This window comes from Microbulbifer sp. (assembly GCF_051659245.1).
GTDB lineage: Bacteria > Pseudomonadota > Gammaproteobacteria > Pseudomonadales > Cellvibrionaceae > Microbulbifer.
Genome location: NZ_JBOFOC010000183.1, coordinates 24,886 through 48,306, shown reverse-complemented (window position 1 = coordinate 48,306; position 23,421 = coordinate 24,886). Strand labels below are relative to the sequence as shown.

Annotated in this window: 26 protein-coding genes; 16 read left to right on the top strand and 10 right to left on the bottom strand. The window is 59.8% G+C overall.

The genetic code is table 11. The features are described from left to right. Nucleotides 1–464: 464 nt before the first annotated feature. Together ACRC0P_RS17535 and ACRC0P_RS17530 are read left to right on the top strand one after the other, a co-directional pair. A complete protein-coding gene (locus ACRC0P_RS17535) occupies nt 465–788 on the top strand; it encodes a hypothetical protein (RefSeq protein WP_438632595.1) in 324 nt (107 codons plus the stop codon). A gap of 2 nt (nt 789–790) precedes the next feature. Continuing rightward, a complete protein-coding gene (locus tag ACRC0P_RS17530; RefSeq protein WP_438632594.1) occupies nt 791–1,447 on the top strand; it encodes a hypothetical protein in 657 nt (218 codons plus the stop codon). A 480-nt stretch (nt 1,448–1,927) separates the two neighbouring features. On the opposite strand, the gene ACRC0P_RS17525 is transcribed toward ACRC0P_RS17530, so the two are convergent. Beyond that, nucleotides 1,928–2,809 carry an SDR family oxidoreductase gene (locus tag ACRC0P_RS17525; protein ID WP_438632593.1) on the bottom strand — a complete coding sequence of 294 codons (882 nt, stop codon included), beginning with the start codon at nt 2,807–2,809 and terminating at the stop codon, nt 1,928–1,930. 118 nt (nt 2,810–2,927) lie between these two features. Between ACRC0P_RS17525 and ACRC0P_RS17520 the strand changes: the two genes are divergently transcribed. The 7 genes from ACRC0P_RS17520 to ACRC0P_RS17490 all read left to right on the top strand — a co-directional run bounded on the left by ACRC0P_RS17520 (nt 2,928) and on the right by ACRC0P_RS17490 (nt 7,392). Next, the gene (locus ACRC0P_RS17520; RefSeq protein ID WP_438632592.1) at nt 2,928–3,821 is read left to right on the top strand and encodes a LysR family transcriptional regulator; all 894 of its coding nucleotides are present in this window, start codon (nt 2,928–2,930) and stop codon (nt 3,819–3,821) included. After that, nucleotides 3,808–4,032: a hypothetical protein gene (locus ACRC0P_RS17515; protein ID WP_438632591.1), complete on the top strand. Its 225-nt coding sequence runs from the start codon at nt 3,808–3,810 to the stop codon at nt 4,030–4,032. Before ACRC0P_RS17520 ends, ACRC0P_RS17515 begins: the two co-directional genes overlap by 14 nt. A 550-nt stretch (nt 4,033–4,582) precedes the next feature. Next, nucleotides 4,583–5,044 carry a hypothetical protein gene (locus ACRC0P_RS17510; protein WP_438632590.1) on the top strand — a complete coding sequence of 154 codons (462 nt, stop codon included), beginning with the start codon at nt 4,583–4,585 and terminating at the stop codon, nt 5,042–5,044. A gap of 103 nt (nt 5,045–5,147) precedes the next feature. Continuing rightward, nucleotides 5,148–5,447 (top strand): hypothetical protein, encoded by a 300-nt coding sequence (locus tag ACRC0P_RS17505; RefSeq protein WP_438632589.1) that lies wholly within the window; start codon nt 5,148–5,150, stop codon nt 5,445–5,447. A 673-nt stretch (nt 5,448–6,120) separates the two neighbouring features. After that, the gene (locus ACRC0P_RS17500) at nt 6,121–6,327 is read left to right on the top strand and encodes a transposase (RefSeq protein WP_438632588.1); all 207 of its coding nucleotides are present in this window, start codon (nt 6,121–6,123) and stop codon (nt 6,325–6,327) included. A gap of 154 nt (nt 6,328–6,481) precedes the next feature. Then, entirely contained in the window at nt 6,482–6,853 is a 372-nt protein-coding gene (locus ACRC0P_RS17495; RefSeq protein WP_438632587.1) for a DUF6404 family protein, read from the top strand. 233 nt (nt 6,854–7,086) lie between these two features. Next, nucleotides 7,087–7,392, top strand: coding sequence for a hypothetical protein (locus ACRC0P_RS17490; RefSeq protein ID WP_438632586.1), 306 nt, complete (start codon nt 7,087–7,089; stop codon nt 7,390–7,392). Here the strand turns inward: ACRC0P_RS17490 and ACRC0P_RS17485 are convergent. Both ACRC0P_RS17485 and ACRC0P_RS17480 read right to left on the bottom strand, forming a co-directional pair. Beyond that, the gene (locus ACRC0P_RS17485) at nt 7,361–7,546 is read right to left on the bottom strand and encodes a hypothetical protein (RefSeq protein WP_438632585.1); all 186 of its coding nucleotides are present in this window, start codon (nt 7,544–7,546) and stop codon (nt 7,361–7,363) included. The two genes, ACRC0P_RS17490 and ACRC0P_RS17485, sit on opposite strands and share 32 nt — an antisense overlap. A gap of 230 nt (nt 7,547–7,776) precedes the next feature. Then, nucleotides 7,777–8,379 (bottom strand): LysE/ArgO family amino acid transporter, encoded by a 603-nt coding sequence (locus tag ACRC0P_RS17480; protein WP_438632584.1) that lies wholly within the window; start codon nt 8,377–8,379, stop codon nt 7,777–7,779. Nucleotides 8,380–8,505: 126 nt separating this feature from the next. On the opposite strand from ACRC0P_RS17480, the gene ACRC0P_RS17475 reads away from it, so the two are divergent. Continuing rightward, nucleotides 8,506–9,393 (top strand): LysR family transcriptional regulator ArgP, encoded by an 888-nt coding sequence (locus tag ACRC0P_RS17475; protein ID WP_438632583.1) that lies wholly within the window; start codon nt 8,506–8,508, stop codon nt 9,391–9,393. Between the two features lie 142 nt (nt 9,394–9,535). Here ACRC0P_RS17475 and ACRC0P_RS17470 read toward each other — a convergent pair whose 3' ends face one another. From ACRC0P_RS17470 to ACRC0P_RS17460, 3 genes are all read right to left on the bottom strand, one after another. Then, nucleotides 9,536–10,054 (bottom strand): hypothetical protein, encoded by a 519-nt coding sequence (locus ACRC0P_RS17470; protein ID WP_438632582.1) that lies wholly within the window; start codon nt 10,052–10,054, stop codon nt 9,536–9,538. A 62-nt stretch (nt 10,055–10,116) separates the two neighbouring features. Next, on the bottom strand, nt 10,117–11,031 hold the full coding sequence (locus tag ACRC0P_RS17465; protein WP_438632581.1) for a LysR family transcriptional regulator: 915 nt from the start codon (nt 11,029–11,031) through the stop codon (nt 10,117–10,119). A gap of 188 nt (nt 11,032–11,219) precedes the next feature. Beyond that, entirely contained in the window at nt 11,220–11,777 is a 558-nt protein-coding gene (locus tag ACRC0P_RS17460; protein ID WP_438632580.1) for a gamma carbonic anhydrase family protein, read from the bottom strand. A 65-nt stretch (nt 11,778–11,842) separates the two neighbouring features. Between ACRC0P_RS17460 and ACRC0P_RS17455 the strand changes: the two genes are divergently transcribed. The 3 genes from ACRC0P_RS17455 to ACRC0P_RS17445 are packed head-to-tail and all read left to right on the top strand — an operon-like array spanning nt 11,843 to nt 15,035. Continuing rightward, nucleotides 11,843–13,963 (top strand): M3 family metallopeptidase, encoded by a 2,121-nt coding sequence (locus tag ACRC0P_RS17455; protein WP_438632579.1) that lies wholly within the window; start codon nt 11,843–11,845, stop codon nt 13,961–13,963. Beyond that, a complete protein-coding gene (locus ACRC0P_RS17450) occupies nt 13,956–14,210 on the top strand; it encodes a YheV family putative zinc ribbon protein (RefSeq protein WP_438632578.1) in 255 nt (84 codons plus the stop codon). Before ACRC0P_RS17455 ends, ACRC0P_RS17450 begins: the two co-directional genes overlap by 8 nt. A gap of 3 nt (nt 14,211–14,213) precedes the next feature. Beyond that, on the top strand, nt 14,214–15,035 hold the full coding sequence (locus tag ACRC0P_RS17445) for a hypothetical protein (RefSeq protein ID WP_438632577.1): 822 nt from the start codon (nt 14,214–14,216) through the stop codon (nt 15,033–15,035). 230 nt (nt 15,036–15,265) lie between these two features. Here ACRC0P_RS17445 and ACRC0P_RS17440 read toward each other — a convergent pair whose 3' ends face one another. Next, nucleotides 15,266–15,646, bottom strand: coding sequence for an XRE family transcriptional regulator (locus tag ACRC0P_RS17440; RefSeq protein ID WP_438632576.1), 381 nt, complete (start codon nt 15,644–15,646; stop codon nt 15,266–15,268). Nucleotides 15,647–15,775: 129 nt separating this feature from the next. Then, nucleotides 15,776–16,153, bottom strand: coding sequence for a type II toxin-antitoxin system RelE/ParE family toxin (locus tag ACRC0P_RS17435; protein ID WP_438632575.1), 378 nt, complete (start codon nt 16,151–16,153; stop codon nt 15,776–15,778). A 146-nt stretch (nt 16,154–16,299) separates the two neighbouring features. Here ACRC0P_RS17435 and ligD point away from each other — a divergent pair, with 146 nt between their 5' ends. From ligD to ACRC0P_RS17420, 3 genes are all read left to right on the top strand, one after another. Continuing rightward, the gene (ligD, locus tag ACRC0P_RS17430) at nt 16,300–18,858 is read left to right on the top strand and encodes a DNA ligase D (RefSeq protein ID WP_438632574.1); all 2,559 of its coding nucleotides are present in this window, start codon (nt 16,300–16,302) and stop codon (nt 18,856–18,858) included. Nucleotides 18,859–18,962: 104 nt separating this feature from the next. Beyond that, entirely contained in the window at nt 18,963–19,739 is a 777-nt protein-coding gene (locus tag ACRC0P_RS17425) for a non-homologous end joining protein Ku (protein ID WP_438632573.1), read from the top strand. Beyond that, complete coding sequence (locus ACRC0P_RS17420; RefSeq protein ID WP_438632572.1) at nt 19,732–20,841, top strand: non-homologous end joining protein Ku; 1,110 nt, start codon at nt 19,732–19,734, stop codon at nt 20,839–20,841. Before ACRC0P_RS17425 ends, ACRC0P_RS17420 begins: the two co-directional genes overlap by 8 nt. Nucleotides 20,842–21,076: 235 nt before the next feature. On the opposite strand, the gene ACRC0P_RS17415 is transcribed toward ACRC0P_RS17420, so the two are convergent. Together ACRC0P_RS17415 and ACRC0P_RS17410 are read right to left on the bottom strand one after the other, a co-directional pair. After that, on the bottom strand, nt 21,077–21,736 hold the full coding sequence (locus ACRC0P_RS17415; protein WP_438632571.1) for a hypothetical protein: 660 nt from the start codon (nt 21,734–21,736) through the stop codon (nt 21,077–21,079). 92 nt (nt 21,737–21,828) lie between these two features. Further along, on the bottom strand, nt 21,829–23,163 hold the full coding sequence (locus tag ACRC0P_RS17410) for an MATE family efflux transporter (RefSeq protein WP_438632570.1): 1,335 nt from the start codon (nt 23,161–23,163) through the stop codon (nt 21,829–21,831). Between the last annotated feature and the right edge of the window lie 258 nt (nt 23,164–23,421).

The following is a 23,421-nucleotide window of genomic DNA, read 5'->3' as shown; positions in this document are numbered from 1 at the left end:
AAGGGTTAGCCGCCCACCCGTATCGAGTGTTGATCTCATTGCGGAGCAGGTAACTGCGAACAATATTATGAGGTAAGCGTACACAGAGAATCCAGTAGGCCGTAGGGGAGATCGCGCTCCCTGAAGAGCCGTTACAGCTTCGAAACGTCGTCGAGGTCGCCGAGGGCTTTAACGCACTCGAAGGCAACAGTTCAAGCGGGCACCTGCCCGCTTGTGTATCCCGAAGCCGTCCATCAGGCCATGGGCGAGGAAGCGATTGGTGTATGCATGAGTAGCCCGTCGCGAAAGCGAGTACAACCAAGGAACCGGATGCGGGAAAACCGCACGTCCGGGACTTTGGCGGGGGCGCCCGGTAATGGGCGTTCCTACGCCGGATGCAGTTACCGGCTTGTATCTATCCACTTCAAAGTTTCACGAATATTTGGTACTTTTGTCTTTTGGATTCATAGCTAAGGATAGGGAATATGTCTAAATTTTGGGTGATCGACACGAAGGCAAAAATTGCACCGGAGAGCTCTTATGAGCAAGATGGTAGTGAATGGTACTACGGTCGTTCAATAGTTCCTGCCAAATCAGCTGAGGAGGCGATAGAGCTTCTAAAAATGGCGTTGCGAGATAAGCATGTTGAGGTAAATGCTGTTCTCGCTGTCGTTGAGTATGCTCATCAAAGCTGGGATTCAGATGACGATGAGCTCTACGAAACTGTAGAAAATTATGAGAAATCAAAAGCAAGTAACGAGGTGGTAACTGGCGTATTTGCATCAGGAATGTATTTGGAGAGTGAATAACTATGTCAAAGGGAGCAATGACATTAGCGGAAGGAAGCCAGAAAAATAAATTCAAAACTGATGCCACATTGGTTCTGAATGGCAGTCAAGTGAGAGAGTACGTTTTACGAACAGCGTACGACAAGCTATCCGTTTGGAAAGCAAAGTACGCAGTAAGTGTATCGCCATTTTATCCGCGCCTAAAAACGTCAATTAAAGAAGCTGCATTAATTGATAATGAGATATGGGTTTTCGGTGTTGATGGAACAAATTCCAGTCATATCATTGATGCCGTGCAAATCGCTACTCAGTTTTACCAAGTTAATCCTAAAGACATTCTCAGTAGCATTTATATTAAAAATCTAAATGCGGAAGGCCGGCATGAAGGAAACATGCCATTGTTGGTAAAGCTCAATAAAGCGCTTTATGAAAATACAACCAAGGCGATAGCACAAGCTTGTAAGCACTTCGGAATCAATTCTGGCGTCAATATTCACATATATAGTTCAAATATCAATCCAAAAATTTCAAAGTCTGAGCTTCATGAGGCGCTAAAGGCTGGTGGCGCACGATCAGTAGAAACCGATAGCAGAAAAATTCGTCATAAAGTGGGCAGTAATAATGGCGAAGATTCTGTCCCCCTCGTAAGTAATCTACATGTGGCCGCATTAGACCTTTAAGATCTATTGCATAACGGGCAATGCAGCCAACGGCTAAGTTTGTGCACTTTTTACGCGGTCGCTGCGCTCCCATGATCGCGCAAAAAGCGCACAAACTTAGCCGCGACTGATTACGGCGTTATCGCGCTGGGCAAAGCCCGGCGTATTTTGCGGGGTGAAAGTCCCCGTCGGGTAATGGTTAGCCACCCGCCCGTATCAAGTATTGATCTCATTGCGGAGCAGGTAACTACGAACAATGTATGAGGTAAGCGTACACAGAGAATCCAGTAGGCCGTAGGGGAAACCGCGTTCCCTGAAGTGCTGGCACAGCTTCGAAAGTTCGTTGTGGTCGCTGAGAGTTTTAACGTGCTCGAAAGCAATAGGAAGCATCTGTTAACGGCGCTGCAAGAAAGTGTTACCACATTTTCTTGCAGCGTCGTTGATGTTCGTGCAAACAGGCAGATTTCCTTGATATTCAAGCTTGGTCGTTGACTGCCACACTCAAGCCTTTGCGGTCGTCTCAGAGAAGAGCGTCTCCGCAAATCTGCGATAGCTGTGCAGCGGTCGGCCGAGGATTCGGGTCAGACGCTCGACATCGCCAGACTGGGGGATCATGCCGTCGCTGACATAGCGTTCGGCCATCAGGCGCATTTCATAGGCGGTCCATTTCGGCATGAAGGCCGCCATGTTCTGCTCGAATTCGCTGGGATCGTCGCCGCCATAGCTAACTGGGCGGCCGAGAATTTCCGACCAGATAGCGGCCACGTCCGAACCCGTCAGCGTGTCAGGACCGACCATATTAATGGTGTCAGTAGGCAATTTGTTCGGGGCCTGATCGCGACGGATCAATTCGATCGCGGCAACTTCGGCGATGTCGCGGACGTCGACCATGGCAACACCCTTGCCACCGATCGGCATCGGGTAAACGCTATAGTTGAAGATCACATCCTTAATCATCTGCTCGTTATCGATAAAGTAGGCCGGCCGCAGGATGGTCGCACTGAAACCCATCTGCTCAAGCATACGCTCAGCGCCGTACTTCACCGCAAAATGAGGCACATTGACAGCTTGATCGGCGTCAAATACCGACAGGTAGACGACGCGTTCAACCCCCGCCTCGCGAGCGATGTTCAAAGTGATAAGAGCCTGAGTGAACTCGTCGCCGGTGACGGCATTGAGCAGGAACAGGCTAGTAATGCCGCTAAAAGCATTGCGTAGCGAGTCAATGTCGAGCAAATCGCCTTTCGCGACTTCCACTCCGTCCGGGAATGTAGTCTTGGATGGGTCACGGGTCAGCACGCGCACATGGGCGCCGCGATTGACGAGTTGGTCTACGACGTGGTGGCCGACACGGCCAGTGGCTCCAATTACGAGAATAGTCATGAAGTTTTACTCCTGATAAAAGTTAAGGTGTTGCCTTAAGACGACTCACACTCTATTTGTTTCAAATTCGATCCGATAGATGCTATATTTGGACAGAGTGTCTCACTGGCGGAACATCATGGATCTACTTGCTCTCGCTGATTTCAATCTGGTCGCCCTGCATGGCGGGTTTGGACGAGCTGCACGGGCGACTGGGCGCCCCAAGGCAACCTTGTCCCGTCGGGTTGCCGAGATGGAGAGCAGCCTTCAACTGAGGCTCTTCGAGCGCGGATCGCACAAACTCAAGCTGACTCAGGAGGGAATGGCACTTTACGAGCGGACCAGAACCTTGCTTACCGACCTGGATGAGACTGTCAATGCCATTGCTTCCGGCGCAGCCCGGCCCTCAGGACGCTTGCGCATCAGTGCGCCACTGCTGTTCTGCCAACTCGCGATGGGTAAGCTTGCTGCCGAGTTCGCCGTGAAGTATCCGGACGTGCAACTTGAAGTCACGACAGAAGATCGGCCTGTCGATATGGTTGAGGAGGGTTATGACCTGGTGATTCGTGTGAACCCCGACACGGATGAAAACCTCTACGGGCGCACATTTCTGCGGGATCGATTGGTGGTTGTCGCCAGTCCCGACTTGATACGACCCTCTGTAAATCAACCGGTCCCGGCTGTTGTCCGAGGGTCCAGCCAGCAGACGTCCGTATGGAATTTAATCACGGCTGGCGGGAAAGAGCGCTTGGCAGTGAATCCAGTGCTTCAGCTTTCGTCGATGATCATGGTGCGAGATGCGGTGCGTGCCGGCGCTGGCGCCGGTCTGCTTCCGGTTTCACTGGTCAGCCAGGATCTGGACGCCGGGCGACTCGTGTCCTGGGGTGAAGTCGAGGGCCCGGAAATCGCCCTGTGGGCGCTCTATCCGTCACGCCGGCTGCTCAATGCCCGTGTTTCGGCTTTTCTGGAATTTCTAAAAGAAGTGTTTCCCTCGGGTGAGCCCGAGGAACTCGCTGCGTATGTCGGTGCGTAGCCCTAGCTTCATAGAACTTACATCCTGTATCAATGGGAACATTTGGGCGGCCTTCCGGGATAGTCAGAAAAAATTCGGCGGCTTCGTTCTTCGTGCTGCCTTCCAGCAAGGATTGAACATGAAATTCCTGAGCTACGCTATCGCTCTGCAAAGCTCGCTGTTTCTGGTGCGTGTCGACGTGCCTTACAAGCAAAAGCAGGCGAACGCATAAATGCGCCAATATTTTGAGCGTTATATGTCAGAGCTACCCACAGAAAGTGGATAGTCTATGAAACAGGGAACTGCTATTTGGGTGTCAACTTTTCTTGCACTTGTAGTGCCTTTGGCCATTTTTTATGGCATTGATAGCCCTCTTCAGAAAATCTGCCTTTCGGATGCTAATTGTAGAGTTATAGGGCTAGAGAAATTCCAAAAGTTGATTATGTGTGGCGTGCTTTCTGCATCTACAGTTCTTGTAGTTTTTTATTCACTAAATCGGAAAATTTTACTCAGATTCAGTAAGTCCTTGCTTGTAGCAACGACATTCGTCGGGCTTTTACTCGGACCTGTCAGTGATTCTTTTATAAACAATTACCCAATTTTACTAGGGGTGACATTTTCTTGGATCTTTATCTCAGCCGCGGCAGCGCTAATATCACTTTTGGTGGTAAAATATATAACGAGCTAATGAGCTTCGGGCGGGATAGACGCGCGCCGGACAGCCTACGCTACGCTTCGGCTGCCGGTTATTAGAACGTTATGCAAAAATTAGGAACATCAGCATGAAGTATGTTTTATCTGCACTTATTTTAGGTTTCTCTGTCTCTGCTAATGCAGAAAATGATTCAAATTTTTCAATAGGTCTAGGTTCGGATCATGGGGGAATCGGTGCAAAGTATTCAATAAATCACGGAAAGAATAAGTATTTTGGCTCACTGGGTCTATTAAGTTATGTGGAGAGTTCTGGGGAATCAATCGGCTACGGCTTAGGTTGGGAGCATTTGGTGTCACCTAAAAAAAATGCATTAGGTGTATTTCTGGGTTCCGTAGATTCAAAGCATTTCGGTAAAGATGTTGCCATTTATCAGGGGATTGCTGCAACTTACAATTATTATTTCTCGGGTTTTACTGAAAAATCCTTTGTTATAGGCGCTTCTATATTTTCTGGTACCACCTCAAAGAATGAAGAGTTCTTAGACAAAAACACTAGCGGAGTGAACATTAAGCTAGCTTACCAATGGTAGTGCATAACGAGGCCAAGAACAGCGACAGCTTTTCCGTTGCGGCTTCGCCTCCACTACAAAGCTGCCCGTGTTGGCGGCGTTCTGTGCAACAAAAATTTGATATATGAATTCAAAAAAGAAGCAGAAAAGAAGAAGGCAAGGAAAAGCATGGGTTGCCAACTATAGCGGCAACAAGGTAGTTATTGATTATCAGAGAAAGTTTAAAGTAGAGAAGATAACTGCTATAAACGATTTGCAGGCTATTGGAGTTGATCTAGATCCGGCTGAGGTCGCCAGAGTTAAGATTGATCGGCATTTCTATGGCTACCAGCAAATGAAAAAATCTGACCTTAAAGAAGCAATAAAAACTCTTAAGGGTGAGAGCGAGATTTATGATGAGTTCTATGAGCCCAATCAGTTCTAGGCTTCGAGAGATAGAGGGCCGAGCCTCAGATTTCCAGGCACCCGCACAGAACCATTCGTTCCAGGGGACAGCTTACAAAATGCACCTTTTTGTGTGGTTCGCAACGCTCGCATATTCACGCAAAAATGCACATTTTATAAGTTGCCCCTGAACTCAGCGTTCTGTGCCCAGAGTTACCCGGGAAAAATAGCAAGAAATGGGGAATTGATGAAATGGCGCCTTCTGAATTTTTAGCGTGGTTTGGTGCTTGCGCACTAATAGGGCCTATTCTGTATTTTCAGTTTTTTGGGAGCCCCAGCGAAAAGCATAAGCACCAGAAGGTATTTGGTGTGAAGAGTATTCTTCTGGGCAATAGCTCTGCTGTAATTCCGAAAAAACTGCTTTGCTACTCTTTTGGGATAGCTTTTTCCCTGTTTACGGTAGCACTATTTCTTAATCACAATGGTTATTAGCTGGTGATGGGAGCACAGAACAAGGCCAGTCAGTACGCTCCGGCGCTACGCGCCTCCGCAGGGCGGCGGTATGTGCGTGCATAAGGGCCGGCTTACAATAAGTTCCGATCCAGAGACAAAGCCACCAGTGTATGCGCAATCCAAGTGTCGCCGACGCAAGGGAGGGGCACGGTCGCCAGGTATCGATTACAGTGACCAATGGCCACACCGCGACAGACTGAATGAAGCGACGCGTCGACAGCCAGGAAGGAAAGGTGATCTACGGGCACCGAATGTCCGTGGTGGAGCCGGTATTTGGCAATACAGGCACCAACAAGGGCCTAAATCGATTCACGTTTTGCGGCCTGGACAAGGTCCAGGGGCAATGGCGGATGTTCTGCTTGGTGCATAACATTGAAAAGCTGATGAATTATGGAGCGATTCACTGAGCCAGAAGGCTCTTGACGAAGTCTCTCGATTGACTGCGCAGATTGGATGACTATGTGGAAGGACTGTGTTTAAATCGGGCTCAATGATCAATCAAAATATGGCTGGAAGAGCTGATTCTCCGAAATAGTTTTTCTACAGCCTCGTTAGGTGCGCATGACACAGTCCAGCAAGCTCGAAAGCTACAAGAAGCACATGGCAGCTGTGGGCGTCGGCGAGGCCACTGCGTTCCCGCCTGCCTGGAACCTGCTCTGGTCCTTAGGGGCCAAGGTTCCGCCGCCTCCCTTCCTGGGCTTCGTTCCGCTTGTCCTGATCAGTGGCGGCTTTTTCGGGCCGCTGTTTGGGCTGGGTGTTTGGCTGCTCGGGAACCGCGGGCTACGGGAAATGCCGGCCAGTGAGGCTCTCTGGGTCGCGCTCATCACTGGCGTCGCATTTGGACTCGCCATGGCCGCGTACTATCGCCATCTGGCGCGCAAGCACCGTTTGGGTTCGTGGGCTGCGTTCTCTGCCACCCGGCTGCACACCTAACAATTCGTCCAAGCCGACGCCGCTTCGCGGCCCGGCTTAACTCAGGCGTTCAGGCTGTAGAAAAACTCGAGCACTTCTTGAAGTGGCAAATTTTCCTTGCGAAGAGTGCTTTGAAATGTTTTTCGCCATACAAAGCAGATCCAGAATTCACGTAGGAGCGGGGTTTTCTAGGAAAAATGTAACCAGAACGAAAGGCCGGAGTTTTTCTACAGCCTCGTTATGTCAGGAGTAACATGAATAAGGTGAATCTATTTATTGCGTCACCGGCATTATGCGGTCTTATTCTGCTGGTTGTTTCAATGATAGATTTGGCCCTGTTCAAAGATGGAGTAGTACCGGTGCGTGCGATGTTGGCCTGGGAGCTTCTGCTCGTACTGACTTGTTGGGCTTTAGCTCTATCTGTGTTTATATTTTCGCTTGGACTATTGTTCCTTCGTCAATGGAAACGGCTAGCATTTTCAACGCTAAGCGTATTGGCTATGTTTGCTTTCTATATCACTGCTGGTGTTAATGGAGCTGCTTTTTTGAATGCAACTTAGAGACATCGTTTAGTGTCAACTTTGAACCGCGAGCAGGAATACCACGCGGCGCATCTATACGGGTGTAGTCCGCCTCGGTGCCGCGGATGGCGTCACCGAGTTCGCGGGACATGGAGCGCGCGGACGCAAAGCTATCGGCGTTGAGTTCGGTCATGGTCGGGAATCCACTGCGCTGTCCGGGTTACACCTCCGGACGGATTCCCGAGAGAGTACGATTTACTGCTTCAACCAATAGTCCATTCCGTCGATCGACAGCCGGCGGGGTGGAATAGTAAATCGTCGAGTAGGCTTCGGACTAGTGCTCACGCCGAGAACTCTATCCCCACCAGGCTACAACTCTGCGCCAGGGCCTTCGGGCAATAGGAGTTGCCAGCGGTATTCCTGTCAGTGGCCGAGCAGCAACCGCACGGCAACGCTGAACATCATAATGGCGACTCCCAGATCGAGCAGGCGCCAAGTCGCCGGACGCGCCAGCCAGGGCGAGAGCCAGGCGGCGCCGAGGGCGAGGCCGAAGAACCAGGCCAGCGATGCGCTGGTGGCGCCCAGAGCATAGGCGCCCGGTTCGGGCTGCTGGGCGCCGAGGGAGCCGATCAGCAACACGGTGTCCAGATAGACGTGCGGGTTGAGCAGGGTCACCGCCAGGGCGGTGAGTAGCACCGCGCGACGCGAGCGCGGGCCTGCGTCCGCGGCCTGTTCGAGCCCCTGCGGGCGAAGGGCGCGGAGCAGGGCCTTGAGTCCGTACCAGAGCAGGAAGGCCGCGCCGCCCCAGCGCGCCGCGGCCAGCAGCGCCGGACTCTTCAGCAGCAGCGCGGCCAGGCCGAATACGCCGGCGGAGACCAGCACCGCGTCGCACAAAACGCAGAGCGCGGCCACCGGCAGGTGGTGTTCGCGGCGCAGGCTCTGCGCCAGCACGAAGGCATTCTGCGCGCCGATGGCGACGATCAGCCCGGCGCCCAACAGCAGTCCGTTGAGGTAGCTCTGCCACATATCGATATTCCTCCGGGTTGGCCTGCCGGTAAGCGGTGAGGCGGGCAGTGGTGATGCTGGCGAGTCTGGACCGGACGGTGCTATAAGGAAAACGAATCTTCCTGATTACTCATTAGGAAAATCGATATGTTCGACTACAAGCTGCTCTCCGCGCTCGCCGCCGTGGTGGAGCAGGCCGGTTTCGAGCGGGCCGCGCTGGTACTGGGCCTGTCGCAGTCGGCGGTGTCGCAGCGGATCAAGCTGCTCGAGGCGCGGGTCGGCCAGCCGGTATTGGTGCGGGCGACGCCGCCACAACCCACTGACCTGGGCCGGCGTCTGCTCAACCATGTGCAGCAGGTACGCCTGCTCGAGCGCGACCTGCAGGGCCAGGTCCCGGCGCTCGACGAAGGCGGCCAGCCGGAGCGGCTGCGCGTCGCGATCAACGCCGACAGCCTGGCGACCTGGTGGGCGTCGGCAGTGACCGATTTCTGTGCCGGACACCGGGTATTGCTGGACCTGGTGATGGAGGATCAGGATGTCGGGCTCAAACGCATGCGCGCCGGTGAAGTGGCGGCCTGCGTCTGCGCCGCCGAGCGCCCGGTGGCCGGCGCGCGCAGTGTCGCGCTGGGGGCGATGCGCTACCGGGCGGTGGCCAGCCCGGCATTCATCGACCGCCATTTTCCCGTCGGGGTGACGCCCGCCGCGCTGGCACGCAGCCTGGCCATCGTCTTCGGGCCGGACGATTTTCTCCAGCATCGCTACCTGGAATCGCTGGGCGTTGCCGGTAATTTTTCCTATCACCTCTGCCCGTCTTCCGAGGGATTCGTTCGCCTAACCTCGGGCGGCCTCGGTTGGGGGCTGGTGCCGGAGTTGCAGGTGGCCGGTGAGTTGGCCCGTGGCGAACTGGTCGAGCTGTTGCCGGAGCGGTCGGTGGATGTGCCGCTCTACTGGCACCACTGGCGCAACGGTGGCGAACTGCTGGGTGAGCTCACTCGCCAGCTTTTGCGGGCGGCGGAAGGGCTATTGGTGCGCTGAAAGCGATACTGTTGAATTAAGACTCAGTCCGCTGTAGGAGCCTGCTTGCAGGCGAATTGGAACGGAACTCCGTAGCTGTTCGCCTGCAAGCAGGCTCCTACAAAAGAGGTCCAAATCAACGGCATTGGGCTAGAGGGGGATATCAGGCCGCGAACTCGATTTCCACCAGGCTGCAGCTCTGCGTATAGCCCATCGCCCGCTTGATGGTGGGATACACCGAGGCGGTGGCCACGCAGACCCCCAGTTCGATGCGCTGGGACTTGTCCAGCTGCGCGTCGATGCGCTCCTCCAGTTGTGGATCGATATTGCGGTAGCTGGCCACCGCGGTGGCGAAATCGAAAATATCCTTCAGGTTCTCCGGCAGCCGGCTGCCGCCCTGGAGACAGGCCTGCACCAGCGGCCTCTCGATACCCGCCTCCAGCGCCATGCGCACATTGAGCTGCAAACACTCGCCGCAGTCCGCCACCTGCATCGCCGCGAGTTTGCTCACCCAATAGACCTCCAGCGACAGGAACTCCCGGTGGTAGGACAGCGGGCGGAAGTCGGCGAACTTTTGATAGCCCTCCGGCGAGCTTTGCAAAAACTCCTTCAGGTAGTTCATGTTGTAGCGGTAGTGGCTGGAAAAGCTCTCCAGGTTCTGCAGGTGCTCTTCGGTGGTCATTGTGTTTCTCCTAACATTGGTGAGGAGATCGCATCATCCACCAGCAAAGTTGCCGGTAAAAGTTAGATTCCATCAGCTATTTCGATAGGTAGGCTGTAGTAGTTGCCGTACAGGCGCCGGGCCTCCCGGGCGAACCAGCGCGCGGCGGTGCCCTGGGGTGTTTTGCCGGACCACAGCAGGTCCACGCCCAGGCTCCAGGCGCTCAGTGCGTTGGTCAGGTTCAGTTCCACCAGCTTGCCGCTCTTCAGGAAATGGCGCGCCAGCTCGTAGGGGGCGTTGACCCAGCCCACGCCCTTGCAGGCCAAGTCCAGCGCCTGCAGCAGGGAATCGCTGCTCCAGGTCTGCGGGGACAGCTGCCAGCGGCGGTTGCCCGATGGGGAGGCGGTGATGATCTGCCGGTGCCTGGCCGCCTCGTTGAGGGAGGCGGCGGGGGTCTGTGCCAGCGGGTGGTCTGGACTGGCGAGGGTGAGAATCCGCTGCTGGCCCAGGTTGTTGAAATCCAGTTCGTCCGGATAGCCGTTGCGGGCAGTGACAAAGGCGAAATCCGCACCGCCGTCGGCGATCTGGCGGATGGCCTGTTCGTCGGTGGCGGTGCTGGCGTGGATCTGGGTGTGGGGAAAACGCTCGGCGAAAGCCGCCAGCATGTCATTGAGCTTGTCGGGCATCACCAGCTCTTCAAACAGAACCCGCAGCAGTGGCTCCTCGCCTCGCTGGTAGGAGTCCGCCGCCTGCTGGAAGCGGCGCAGCTGGCCGATGGCCTGGCGCGCCAGCGGCAGCAGCGACTGCGCCGCCGCCGTCGGGGTCGGGTACTTGCCGCTCCGGTCGAACAGCTCCAGCCCCAGGTCCAGTTCCAGGTTCTGGATCTGTGCGCTGACCGCCGACTGGGCGCGCCCCATCTCCCGCGCCACCGCGGAGAAGGAACCCTTTTCACAGGCGGCGACGAAGGTGCGCAGCTGGTCCAGGTTGAGGTTGTTCATTGGGGGGGTCTCTGAGTACGAATTTGTAGGAGCGGCCGCTGGCCGCGACAAATTTGTCCGGAACAAATTTGGACGCCGAAGGCGCCCGCAGGGTGAGCGCCCTGGATGGTGCGAATTAGCAGCAGTGCTACGTAGCCGAGGCCGATCGCGGCCATGGGCCGCTTCCTACAAGAAGGGATATTGCCGGTTCAGGGCTGTTCGTGTTCGGTCAGGTACTGGTTTTTCAGTTTTACGTAATTGTCGGCGGAGTAGCGGAAGAATTCCCGCTCCTTGTCCGACAGCGGCCGCGCCTTTTTACAGGGCGCGCCCACGTAAAGGTAGCCGCTTTCCAGGGTGCGCCCGGGCGGCACCAGCGCGCCGGCGGCCAGCACCACCTCGTCCTCGATCACCGCGCCGTCGAGCACAATGGCGCCGATACCGATCAGCACGCGGCTGCCGACGGTGCAGCCGTGCAGGCAGGCCTTGTGGCCGATGGTCACGTCGTCGCCGATGGTGAGCGGCCAGCCCTCCGGATTGAAGGGGCCGGCGTGGGTGATATGCAGCACCGAGCCGTCCTGCACACTGGTGCGCGCGCCGATGCGGATCCGGTGCATGTCGCCGCGCACCACCGCCATGGGCCAGACCGAGCTGTCGTCGCCGAGGGTGACATCACCGATCACCGAGGACTGCGGGTCGATATACACCCCGTTGCCGAGCTGGGGAAATTTCTCGTTGTCGCCGTCACCGTGGGGACGCAGTGGGGACATAATTCACCTCCTGTACAATGCGTCCCCTATCATAGCCGTATCCATTTATTTGCGCAGGTTGCCGTATGTCCAATCCGCTGTTGACCTTTCCCTTGTCAGATAGCCCCCTCCTTCCACCCTTCGACCAACTGCTACCGGAGCAGGTGGAACCCGCTATCGCTGAATTGATTGAGCGCTGCCGCGCCGAACTGGAGAGCGGCCTGAAGAATCCGGGCTGGGACACCACCCTGGCCCCGCTGGAGGAGGCCCAGGACAGGCTCAACCGGGCCTTTTCCCCGGTCAGCCACCTGAACAGCGTGCTCAGCGGCCCCTGGCGGGCGCCCTACGAAGCGGCGCTGGCCAAGGCCACCGATTACTGGACCGAACTGGGCCAGAACCGCGATCTCTACCGGGTCTACCAGCAGCTGGCCGAGGCGAAGGAATTCACCGGCTGGCCCCAGGCGCGCCGGCAGGCGGTAAAGCTGGGCCTGCGGGATTTCGTGCTCGGCGGTGTGGGCCTGGAGGGCGGGGCGCGGGAGCGCTTCGCCGCCAACAGCCGCCGCTTGGCGGAGCTGGGCAGCCGCTTCGCCAACAATGTGCTGGATGCCACCAACGCCTGGACCTACCACACAGAGGACGAAGCGGAGCTGGCCGGGCTGCCGCAGACCGCGCTCGCGGCGGCCGCCGCTGCGGCGCAGGCGAAGAACCTCGCCGGCTGGCTGATCACCCTGGAGGGGCCCAGCTACCTGGCGGTGATGACCCATGCGGACAACCGCCAGCTGCGCGAGCGGGTGCACCTGGCATTTGTCAGTCGCGCCTCGGAAACCGGGCCCCAGGGCGGGCAGTTCGATAATTCCGCAGTGATGGAGGAGATACTGGCGCTGCGCGCCGAGCAGGCCAAATTGCTGGGCATGTCCAGTTACGCCGAGCTGTCCCTGGCCAGCAAGATGGCCCCGGATTGCGAAAAAGTACTGGAATTTCTCGAGGACCTGGCGGCGCGGGCCAGACCCGCCGCCGAGCGCGAGTTCGCCGAGCTGCGGGAATTCGCCGCGGAAAAACTCGGACTGGAGGCGCTGCAACCCTGGGATATCGCCTGGACCGCGGAGAAGCTCAAGCAGGAGCGCTACGCGGTCAGCCAGGAGGAACTGCGCCCCTATTTCCCCTATGAAAAAGTGCTCGCCGGGCTCTTCGCGGTGGTGGAAAAGCTGTTCGGCGTCACCGTGGAGGGGGACACCTCGGTAGCCACCTGGCACCGCGACGTGCAGTTCTTCTGGCTGCTGCGCGGCGGCGAGCGCATCGCCGGCTTTTATCTCGATCCCTTCGCCCGCGAGAACAAGCGCGGCGGTGCCTGGATGAATACCGTGTGCGTGCGCCGGCAGGGGGCCGCGGGCTTGCAATTGCCGGTGGCCTACCTGGTGTGCAACTTCTCATCTCCCGCTGCAGGCGCCTCTTCTCCCGCTGCGGGCGCCTCACCCGCCGCGGGCGCTTCTGCTTCCGCTGGTGGCGCTCCATCGCTGCTGACCCACTACGAGGTCACCACCCTGTTTCACGAGTTCGGCCACGGCCTGCACCATATGCTCACCCGGGTGGATGTGGCCGAGGTGTCCGGCATCAACGGCGTGGCCTGGGACGCGGTGGAGCTGCCCAGCCAGTTCCTGGAGAACTGGTGTTGGCAGCCCCAGGCCATCGCGATGATCTCCGGTCATCACGAGACCGGCGAGCCGCTGCCGAAAGCGCTGCTGGACAAAATGCTGGCGGCGAAGAATTTCCAGTCCGCCATGTTCACCGTGCGCCAGCTGGAATTCGCCCTGTTTGATTTCCGCCTGCACTGTCGCGACAGCGGCGCCAGCGCGGCGGAGATTCAGCAACTACTGGACTCGGTGCGCGCACAGGTGGCGGTGGTGCCGGTGGCGGAGGAGAACCGCTTCCAGCACGGCTTCAGCCATATCTTCGCCGGCGGTTATGCGGCCGGCTATTACAGCTACAAGTGGGCCGAGGTGCTGTCCGCGGACGCCTTTTCGCTGTTCGAGGAGAAGGGCATTTTCGACCGGGATACCGGCGACAGATTCCTGCACAGCATCCTCGAACAGGGCGGCAGTCGCGACGCACTGGACCTGTTCACAGAATTTCGTGGCCGCGAACCTAAAATAGACGCGCTGCTGCGCCACAGCGGCATCGCGGAGTGCGACGAGACTGCCCATGAGTGAAGACAGTAAAAAACCGGTAAAAAAGCGCTTTATCGCCGGCGCCGTGTGTCCCCGCTGCGGGGAGATGGACCGGATCGTCAACTACCGGCGAGAGGGCAGGAATTTTCGCGAGTGCGTGGCCTGCGGTTTCGAGGACGAAATCCGCCTGCAGTCCGCGCCGCGGGTGCCGGGTACGCGGGTCGACAACCGTGAAACCGCGACAGAGACCGAGGTTCCGGTAAGAATCATTCAACCACCCAAAAAATAAAGCGTGAAAAAATACTATCCACTGCTGGCTTTCCTGCTGGTTATCGCCATCGCAAGTCTCTACGGCCTGGATCACTACCGCGAACTGCGCGAGCGGCAGCGGGAGCAGACCGCGCTGCTGCTGGCCCGCTGCGTCAACCAGGGCATCCTGTCGCTGTTCAAGCTGCAGGCCAACGACTGGCGTGCGCGGCCGGACTTCTACCGGGAGCAAGAGGAAAAGCTGGAAGCGGCGGTGGCGCAGTTGCCGCAGCAACTGCTGGAGGGCAGCCCCTTCGCCGAGTGGCAGGCGGCGGTGGAAATCTGCGGCAAGCTCACCCGTCACAGCAACCTGCAGCACAGGACCATTTTCCGCCCCCTGGGGGAGTTCGCGTCGCGGGAAATATTCGCCCCCACGGCCCTGAAGGACCGCAGGGCCCAGGGCCAGCGCCGGCGGGTCATCGGCAAGCTGCAGGTGTCCGCCCAGGCGGCGGAACGCTACCTGGAGGACTTGCGCGCGGATATCCGCAACCAGGTGAACAGCGGCGGCCTGTCGCCGGAGAGCCGGGAAAAGGTCCGTTCGGAAATCGACGCGCAGGTGCTGGATTACTACCGCCGCGGCAACTTTTCCCCGCGACAGGTCAACGCCCACCTGGAGCGGGTGGCGCGCTACTACCAGCTGCTGGCGGACAACCCGCGCGGCTATACGCTGCGCGGCGGCAGCCTGTACTTCTACGATAAAAACCTGCGCCGGGAGATCGACGATCTCAACAGCGCGATTTTGCAGGGCGAGGCGGAATTCTACGCAAACTGGCAGCAGATACTGCAGCACCAGCAGGTGCGTATCTGAGAAGCTATTCGCAATCGAAATGGCACTTACTTAAGCGAATCCTCTTCGTAGGATGGGCAAAGCGCAGCGTGCCCATCTTCCGCCACGTTGATGGGCACGCTGCGCTTTGCCCATCCTACGAAAAATGCCGGGCTTACGCTTAAGTCAGTGCCATTTGGCTTTGGACGCCCTGATTTATTAGAGCTTGCCGCCCGATTGCTTCGAGCGGTGGCGGCGGCCCGGGGATGGTATCAGGTCGCCGCCGCCGCTTCCTTTGGGTCGAATATCTGGGGCTCGTCCTGGGACGGCTCCACCTTTTCCTCGGGGACCAGGGCATAGCGCTCCCCGTTTGGAAATGTCACGCGCAGATCGAGTTTGCCACCCAACCCCTCGATGAAAGCGACCAGCGTCTGTAGCATAACGCTGCTGACTTCGCTGTTTTCCAGCTTGCTGATAGTCGCCTGTTTCCTTTCCAGTATCCTGGCGATTTCGATTTGTTTCATGCCGCGGCTGCGGCGTAGCTCTGCCAGAGTGTGAGCCACATATTCTTCCGCAAATGCTTCGTCACCTCTGCGGACTACCTCTGGATCGAGTTGTTTCCGTACCTCTGACCAGGGTGTTGTCTTTTTCATAGTGCTACCTCTTAAACCTCACAGGTTCATAGCGCTTTTCGCGGGTAAGTTTATAGCGCTTATCAGGCGCTTACCGTTATTTATTGTTATAGCGTCTTTCTAATTGCAGGTGCCTGCCAAGCGCCTGAATTACTGTCGATCGAGTCGGTCTACTGTTTCGCCCGGCGCTTCCACGTATTCCGCGTAGAGAGCCTCGGCCTGTTTAGTCATAGAGCGATAGAACCTCCTTTTGTTCAGCCCCTGCTTATCACCGGCACACAGGATGTAACCATTGCGCGCCGGATCGAAGACGTAAAAAATTCTGAACACATGCCGCCCGGCACTGACCCGCAACTCTTTAAGGTTGTTCAGTCGGCTGCCCGACACCGTATCCGCTCGCGGCCTGCCCAGGTTTGGGCCCTCGGCCTCCAGCCAGTCGATTGCCTGCACGACCTTCTCCTGTGCCTTGCTCGTGAGACCATGCAGCCATTCGATAAATTCGTCGGTTGTTTCGATGTTCCAGGGCATACGGTCCCTCGTTGTTATTTTCTGCACCCATCCAGTGAGACAAGGATAAATATAGATCACAGGCAATATAGATTGCAAGCTATAGTCCGACAGCCTGCTAGGCTGAGAGATGGAACCTCGAAAAGGAAGCTCGACGGACGGAGTCGATGGAGAGACTCGGGGAGTATCGCCGCAAGCGCGACTTCACACGCACCCGCGAACCCACCGGGGAGGCGCACGGCGACTCGAGTTCCGGGGACCTTTACGTCATGCACAAGCATGCTGCGAGCCACGATCACTTCGACCTGCGCCTGGAACAGGATGGCGTTCTCAAAAGCTGGGCACTGCCCAAGGGGCCGAGCCTGGAGCCCGGCGAGAAGCGCCTGGCGGTGGAGGTCGAGGACCACCCCCTCGGCTATGCCGACTTCGAAGGCGTAATCCCCAAAAAGGCCTACGGCGGCGGCACCGTGATGCTCTGGGATCGCGGCACCTGGCGGGTCAAAGGGCGCCCGAAAAAGGATCGCATCGATATCGAGCTCAACGGCGAGCGGCTGAAGGGAAGCTGGGTCCTGACCCGCATGACCGGCAAGAACCAGGACAGGCAGGGGCGCAACTGGTTGATGATCAAGCGCCACGATGACAGGCCGCGCATGGATGCCTCGCTCAGCGTCGACGAAGACAGCAGCATCGCCAGCGGGCGCAGCATGGCGCAGATCGCCGAGGATCGCGACACCACCTGGACCTCGGGCCACGCCGAGACTTCGGCTCTCCCCGCCCCGCCCGATCCGTCGGAACTCGACGGCGCCCGACGCGCAAAGCTGCCCCGCGGGATCAAGCCGCAGTTAGCCACCCCGGCCCGCGAAGTCCCCTCCCGGGGCGAGTGGATCTACGAGATAAAGCTCGACGGCTACCGCCTGCTGGCCCGCGTCGAGCGCGGCGAGGTCCGCCTGATCACCCGCAATGGCCAGGACTGGACCGGCCGTTTTCCCGCGCTGGCCGAGGCCCTGGAGGCGCTGCCGGTGGATTCGGCGCTGCTGGACGGCGAGGTGGTGGCGATGGACAGCAATGGCATCTCCCGCTTCGGGCGGCTGCAGGAGGCACTCTCCAGCGGCCGCACCGCCCATCTCATCTACCAGGTCTTCGACCTGCCCTACCTCGAAGGGTACGACCTCGCCGGCGTGGCGCTGCTCGAACGCAAACGCGCTCTTGAGGCGCTGCTCGGTGCCGCCGGTATGAAGGGCGGCACCATTCGCTACTCCGACCATCTCGAAACAAAGGGGGCAACTTTCTTCGAGCGTGCCTGCCAACTGGGGCTCGAGGGCGTCATCTGCAAGCGCGCCGACAGCCACTATCAACAGCAGCGCAGCCGCGACTGGGTCAAGGTCAAGTGCGTCAGCCCGCAGGAGGAGTTCGTGGTCGGCGGCTATACCGACCCCGGCGGCGCGCGCCCCGGCTTTGGCGCGCTGCTGATGGGCGCCTATGGCGACGAGGGGCTGGTCTACGCTGGACGCGTGGGCACCGGCTTCAGCCAGCGCCTGCTGGAGCGCCTGGGCGAGACCCTGCGGGCACTGGAAATCGATCGCTCGCCCTTTCACGGCGCCGTGCCGGACAGCCATTCGGTGCACTGGGTGCGCCCCGAGCTGGTGATCGAGGTGGAGTTCACCGAGCGCACCCGGGACGGCCGCCCGCGCCACCCGGTGTTTCGCGGGCTGCGCGAGGACCGGAATCCCCGGGAAATACGCATGACCAACTCCAGGGAGTTGGCCGCCGGCAACGGGGAGGCCGACGAGCGCAAACCCGCCCGACGCAAGGCCGGTGTCAGCCGCAAGGGCGAGACGTCGCTGCTCGGAGTGCGCCTGACGCATCCCGACCGGGTGCTGTTTCCCGAACTGGGACTGACCAAGCTCGATCTGGCGCGCTTCTACGGGCAGATCCAGGACTGGGTTCTGCCGCACCTGGCCTGGCGGCCGCTGGCGCTGCTGCGCTGCCCCGAGGGCCGCGATGGGGAGTGCTTTTTCCAGAAGCATCCCCGCACCGCCATTCCCGGGCGGGTGCCGCGGGTCGATGTGCCCGGGAAGGAGGGCAGCAGGGAGTACCTCTACGTCGAGTCCGCCGCCGATCTGGTCGGTCTGGTCCAGGCCGACACGCTGGAGATCCACCCCTGGGGCAGCCGCATCGATCATCTCGAGCAACCCGACATTCTGGTGTTCGATCTCGATCCGCACGAGGACGTCGCCTGGCGGGAGGTTCTGCGCGTCGCCGGGACCCTGCGCGAGCGCATCGAATCGCTGGGGCTCACGCCGTTTCTGCGCACCACCGGCGGCAAGGGGCTGCACTTGGTAGTGCCGCTGGAACCCGACGCCGACTGGGATCGGGCCAAGGCCTTCGCCCGCGCCATCGCCGAACAGCACGCCAGGGAGGACCCCAAACGGCTGACGGCCAACCTGTCCAAGGCCAAGCGCGAGGGGCGCGTCTTTATCGACTACCTGCGCAACGGCCGCGGGGCCACGGCGGTGGCCTCCTACACGGTGCGCGCCCGCGAAAACGCCCCGGTGGCGGTGCCCATCCGCTGGGACGAACTCAACGGGGCGCTGCGCGCCGACCGCTACAACGTCGGCAACCTGCGCCGCCGGCTCGCGGCCCTGCGCCGGGACCCCTGGGACGGCTTCAGCGAGGCGGCCCGCCCGCTCGACGCGGGGCTGCTCGCATCGGTGGGCGTGCAATGACCGCAAACGGGAGGTGATATGAGCGAAGCACCCTGGTGGCTGGAAGCCGGCCCGGAAATCTGCCAGTCCTGCCTGTGTCCACAATGCCACGGGGAGGACGTCTGATGGCCGCACGGGCGATATGGAAGGGCGTGATCCGTTTCGGCGAGGTGAAAGTGCCCGTCAAACTCTACTCGGCGGTGCAGGACCGCAGCGTGCACTTCCGGCTGTTGCACGCCAAGGATCACTCGCCGGTGAAGCAGGCCATGGTCAACCCCGAGACCGACGAGATAGTTCCCTACGCCGAGACCCGCCGTGCTTACCGTATTGACGAAGGCAGCCTGGTGATGTTCGACCAGGAGGAACTCGATGCGCTGGAACCGGAGTCGGAGCGCGATATCGAAGTCATCCGCTTCATGCCGCCGGAGGCGATCGACCACCGCTGGTACGACCGCCCCTACTACCTGGGCCCGGACGGCAGCGAATCGGCCTATTTCGCCCTGGCCGAGGCGCTCGAGCACAGCGGCCGGGAGGGCCTGGCGCGCTGGGTCATGCGCAAGAAGTCCTATGTCGGCGCCCTGCGCCTGCACCGCGGCGTGCCCATACTGATGTCGCTGCGCCACGAGGAGCAGGTGGTGCCGATGGACGCCCTGGAGCCGCCCAAGGGCAAGGCGCTCGATGCCAGGGAGCTCGACATGGCCCGCCAGCTCATCGGCATGCTGGAGGCCGAGTTCGAACCCGAGGAATATCACGACGAATACCGCGCCCGGGTGCTGGAGTTGATCGAGGCCAAGCGGCAGGGTAAGAGCGTCAAGGTCACCCCCTTCCGCCGCCCCGAGCCCTCCGAGGATCTGTCCAAGGCCCTGGAGGCCAGCCTGAAGAAGGAGCGAAAGCGTGCCTAGCCAACGCCAGAGCAAGCGCAGGTCGAAGGACGAGGCGGCGGGGCGCAAAGAGAAAAAGCGCTTCCACCCCAGCGCCCCCACTTCACTGTGGTCGGGCACCATCACTTTCGGTCTGGTCAGCCTGCCGGTTAACCTCTACCCGGCCAACCGCCCAAAGCCGGTGTCGCTGCGTATGGTCGACCGCGACGGCACGCCGCTCACACGGTGCTACTTCTGCGAGAAGGAGGAGCGCGCGCTCGACAACGACGAACTGGTGCGCGGCTACGAGATCGGGAAGAACGAATTCGTGGTGATCGAGGATCGTGAACTCGATTCGCTGGCCCCCGAGAAATCCCGGGAGATCGACCTCAAGCGCTTCGTCGGCGTCGACGAGATCGACCCGATGTACTTCGAGCGCGCCTACCTGATGACCCCCGACAGGGGTGCCACCAAGGCCTACCGCCTGCTGGCCGAGAGCATGGAGGCGTCCGGGCGTGCCGGCATCGCCACCTTCGTCATGCGCGGCAAGGAGTACCTGGTGGCGATCATCGCCGAGAAGGGCATCCTGCGCGCCGAGACCCTGCGTTTCGCCGAAGAGATACGCTCGCCGGAGGAGATCGGCCTGCCCCGGGAGCGGGCTCCCGATAAGCGGCGCGTGAAGGCCATGGAGAAAGCCATCGCCGCGCTCAGCCGCGAGACCTTCGAGCGCGAGGCACTACAAGACCTGCAGAGCCAACGCATCATCGAGCGCGCCGAGGAGAAGCTGGCGCGGGGCCAGGATGTGGTCCCACTGGAAGAACAGGCGCAGGAGTCCGGGGCCGAACCGGAGCGGGGCGGCGAGGTGATCGACCTGATGCAGGTGCTCAAACAGAGCCTCGCCGAGGGGCGCTCGCCCGGGCAGCAGGAACGAAAAGGTGGCCGGCCCGACCGTGGCCGCCGCGCCGCCCCGAAGCCCGACGGCAAATCGGCTCAGCGGGGAAAGCGCCGCCGCGCCGAACTGGAACGGCTCTCGCGGGACCAACTCTACGAGCGCGCCCGGAAGCTGGATGTCCCCGGCCGCAGCCGCATGAACAAAGCCGAACTGGTCGAGGCAATCGCGGCCCAGCAGACACAGTATTCGTAGGGTGCGCCATGACAGAAAATTGCTCCTGCATTTTCTGCACTTCCGCTGGGCGGCACTCCGCCATCCATGGCGGTCGCGCACCGCCCCGGGCTCGCGCGGGTTTCAGATCTTTTGGTGCGCACGGCGCACCCTACGGCTGGGTCTCAACTCAACAGTATTGTATTCAGCACTGTCTTTTCGCCTGCAGGGCAGGCTCCCACAGCAGACACAGTGCAGACCCTGTGAAAGAGGTGGATCAATGGGAGGTGTCCACCTGCGGCGTCGCCAGCGGCATGCGCAGGGCTATGTCCAGCCGCCCGGCGAAGTCCGGCCACACCCCCGGGGTCTCGATAAAGCGCTGCTTGCACAGGACCAGTGCCACCAGGCTGTCCGGACTCAGCTGCAGACCGCTGAAGCGGCGGCCGACCCGCACGCTGATCGCGTCCAGTTCCGCTGCGAACTCCTCGCCCAACAGTTCGCGCACCACCAGGTTGGCCACCATCGGGTCCATGGGCAGCAGCGGGGTGCCACAGGCGGGTTGCAGCCGGTCGTTGATCTCCTCGAGGGTGCGATGCGCCAGGTAGGCCTCGTCCAGCAGCGCACCCAGACCTGCATGTTCCGGGTGTCGCTCCGGCGGCTCGGCGAAGGCGCAGCAGATCAGTTCGCGCACCGGCGCCAGGTCCAGCCCGGCGGCGCCGCACAGGATTTCCAGCCGCTCGAGCCAGTCCGGCACAGCCTGGACATAGCGGATTGCAAAACTGGTGAGGTGTTTGGGGCCGTCGCCCTGGGGAAGGCGAATACTGCGGTGCAGTCCGGGAAGCGAGCGTCTGAGCGCGCGGCAGAAGCGCCCGCTGTGTCGCTCCAGGGTAACCGCGCGGTCGATGCATCTCCGCATGATCTGATAGTCATCGTACATCGTTACCACTGTCGAACGGTGGAATCCCCTTTTCCGTCCTCCCGCAGCACCGCATAACGCGAAAAAAAGATTACCTTGTACCGTCGCTCCAGTTACGTCCAGGATTTGCTTGAAGTGTAGTAGCGATAGAAAAGTAGTAGACCTATGGAGCGAGCGCCAGTCCACATAAACAGGCTGTACCAGATGCCGTGGTTGCCCCAGGAGCGGGTGAACCACCAGACCGGAAAGAAAACCAGCGCGGTGGCCACAAACATGGTGTCGCGCATCTGCCGGCTCCTGCCGGCGCCGATAAAGATTCCGTCCATCTGGTAACTCCACACCGCGACCAGGGGTAGGGCGCAGAGCCACCAGTAAACCCGCTGTGCCTGCGCGAGCACCGACGGAATATCGCTGAACAGCGGCAGTATCAGCGGCCGGCCGGCGACATAGATAACGGTGATGGCCGCGGCACTGGCCAGGGCCCAGGTCCCCGCACTGCGCACCGTGGTGTGAAAAAGCCGTGGCGACTTCCTGGAGATCGACTCGCCCACCAGGGCCTCGGTAGCGTGGGCGAAGCCGTCCAACGCGTAGGAAGTCATCATCAGCAGCTGCAGCAGAATCGCGTTGGCCGCCAGCACCGCATCTCCCTGCGCGGCGCCCTGGGCGGTGAAAAAAGTAAACGTGAGCAGCAGCAGGCAGGTGCGCACAAACAGGTCGCCGTTGATGCGCAACAGCTCCGTCCAGGGCGCGGGGTCGCGCCAGGGCAAAAAGTCCGGCCGGCGCAACAGGTGCACGAGCCTGGAGAATATCGCCGGTTCGACGCGCCCCAGCAGGCGCAGGCCCAGTACAAAGGCCGAGATATCCGCGCACACCGTCGCCATGGCCGCACCGCGGGCACCCAGTTGCAGGCCGACGATAAGCACAAAATCCAGCAGGATATTGAGGGCGTTGGCGGCTAGCAGGATAAACAGCGGCGCGCGGCTGTCCTGGCGGCCGATAAAGAACCCCAGCAGGGCGAAGTTGGCCAGCGCCAGCGGCGCGCTCAACAGGCGGATCTGCAGATAGGCCAGCGCGTGGGGTCCGGTCTGCTCGCTGGCGTTCATCCAGCGCACGATCAGGGGCAGCAGCGGCGAGGCCAGCAGCAACAGCGCCAGGCCCAGCACCAGGGCCAGCCCGAGGGCGCGCAGCAGCCACTGCTCGCCGCCGTCCGCCGCGCGGGCCACCAGCCCGGTGGTGCCCATGCGCAGAAACCCGAAGGCCCACAGCAGCATGGACATCACGCTCGCGCCTACGGCCACGCCGGACAGGTATTCGGGGGAGGGCAGATGGCCGAGAATCGCGGTGTCCACCGCGCCCAGCAGGGGCACGGAGATATTGCTCAGGATCATCGGCCAGGCCAGGTTCCAGACGCGGGAATGGGGCTGCTCGGCAACCTGTGACTGCTGCATGTAGGCTGTTCTTATGGTTGGCGGTTTAATTGACTTTTCGACGGCGATATGTTCCTTTTAGCCGTGCAGTAGATGCGACAAATGACACAGGTTGTTGGTTGACCCTTCCGGACGACGACATCTGAAGTAAAAAATCTTTAACTAAGAATAACAAGTTGCACTGACGGCAGTATCGCGGGGATTTTTCCCCGCCCAGTGTATGTAGTCTTGTGTTACTACAGCATGTCCACAATTTTTGTGTGGAATTTCTCCGCGGCT

Bases quoted from the DNA above. Each gene is read 5' to 3' on its own strand.
- ACRC0P_RS17485 (WP_438632585.1), bottom strand. From the start codon at position 7,546: ATGACCGAACTCAACGCCGATAGCTTTGCGTCCGCGCGCTCCATGTCC.
- ACRC0P_RS17425 (WP_438632573.1), top strand. From the start codon at position 18,963: ATGGCCGCACGGGCGATATGGAAGGGCGTGATCCGTTTCGGCGAGGTG.
- ACRC0P_RS17475 (WP_438632583.1), top strand. From the start codon at position 8,506: ATGTTCGACTACAAGCTGCTCTCCGCGCTCGCCGCCGTGGTGGAGCAG.
- ACRC0P_RS17535 (WP_438632595.1), top strand. From the start codon at position 465: ATGTCTAAATTTTGGGTGATCGACACGAAGGCAAAAATTGCACCGGAG.
- ACRC0P_RS17435 (WP_438632575.1), bottom strand. From the start codon at position 16,153: ATGCCCTGGAACATCGAAACAACCGACGAATTTATCGAATGGCTGCAT.
- ACRC0P_RS17440 (WP_438632576.1), bottom strand. From the start codon at position 15,646: ATGAAAAAGACAACACCCTGGTCAGAGGTACGGAAACAACTCGATCCA.
- ACRC0P_RS17415 (WP_438632571.1), bottom strand. From the start codon at position 21,736: ATGTACGATGACTATCAGATCATGCGGAGATGCATCGACCGCGCGGTT.
- ACRC0P_RS17480 (WP_438632584.1), bottom strand. From the start codon at position 8,379: ATGTGGCAGAGCTACCTCAACGGACTGCTGTTGGGCGCCGGGCTGATC.
- ACRC0P_RS17515 (WP_438632591.1), top strand. From the start codon at position 3,808: ATGTCGGTGCGTAGCCCTAGCTTCATAGAACTTACATCCTGTATCAAT.
- ACRC0P_RS17525 (WP_438632593.1), bottom strand. From the start codon at position 2,809: ATGACTATTCTCGTAATTGGAGCCACTGGCCGTGTCGGCCACCACGTC.
- ligD (WP_438632574.1), top strand. From the start codon at position 16,300: ATGGAGAGACTCGGGGAGTATCGCCGCAAGCGCGACTTCACACGCACC.
- ACRC0P_RS17465 (WP_438632581.1), bottom strand. From the start codon at position 11,031: ATGAACAACCTCAACCTGGACCAGCTGCGCACCTTCGTCGCCGCCTGT.
- ACRC0P_RS17495 (WP_438632587.1), top strand. From the start codon at position 6,482: ATGACACAGTCCAGCAAGCTCGAAAGCTACAAGAAGCACATGGCAGCT.
- ACRC0P_RS17490 (WP_438632586.1), top strand. From the start codon at position 7,087: ATGAATAAGGTGAATCTATTTATTGCGTCACCGGCATTATGCGGTCTT.
- ACRC0P_RS17505 (WP_438632589.1), top strand. From the start codon at position 5,148: ATGAATTCAAAAAAGAAGCAGAAAAGAAGAAGGCAAGGAAAAGCATGG.
- ACRC0P_RS17530 (WP_438632594.1), top strand. From the start codon at position 791: ATGTCAAAGGGAGCAATGACATTAGCGGAAGGAAGCCAGAAAAATAAA.
- ACRC0P_RS17410 (WP_438632570.1), bottom strand. From the start codon at position 23,163: ATGCAGCAGTCACAGGTTGCCGAGCAGCCCCATTCCCGCGTCTGGAAC.
- ACRC0P_RS17520 (WP_438632592.1), top strand. From the start codon at position 2,928: ATGGATCTACTTGCTCTCGCTGATTTCAATCTGGTCGCCCTGCATGGC.
- ACRC0P_RS17460 (WP_438632580.1), bottom strand. From the start codon at position 11,777: ATGTCCCCACTGCGTCCCCACGGTGACGGCGACAACGAGAAATTTCCC.
- ACRC0P_RS17450 (WP_438632578.1), top strand. From the start codon at position 13,956: ATGAGTGAAGACAGTAAAAAACCGGTAAAAAAGCGCTTTATCGCCGGC.
- ACRC0P_RS17510 (WP_438632590.1), top strand. From the start codon at position 4,583: ATGAAGTATGTTTTATCTGCACTTATTTTAGGTTTCTCTGTCTCTGCT.
- ACRC0P_RS17455 (WP_438632579.1), top strand. From the start codon at position 11,843: ATGTCCAATCCGCTGTTGACCTTTCCCTTGTCAGATAGCCCCCTCCTT.
- ACRC0P_RS17500 (WP_438632588.1), top strand. From the start codon at position 6,121: ATGAAGCGACGCGTCGACAGCCAGGAAGGAAAGGTGATCTACGGGCAC.
- ACRC0P_RS17470 (WP_438632582.1), bottom strand. From the start codon at position 10,054: ATGACCACCGAAGAGCACCTGCAGAACCTGGAGAGCTTTTCCAGCCAC.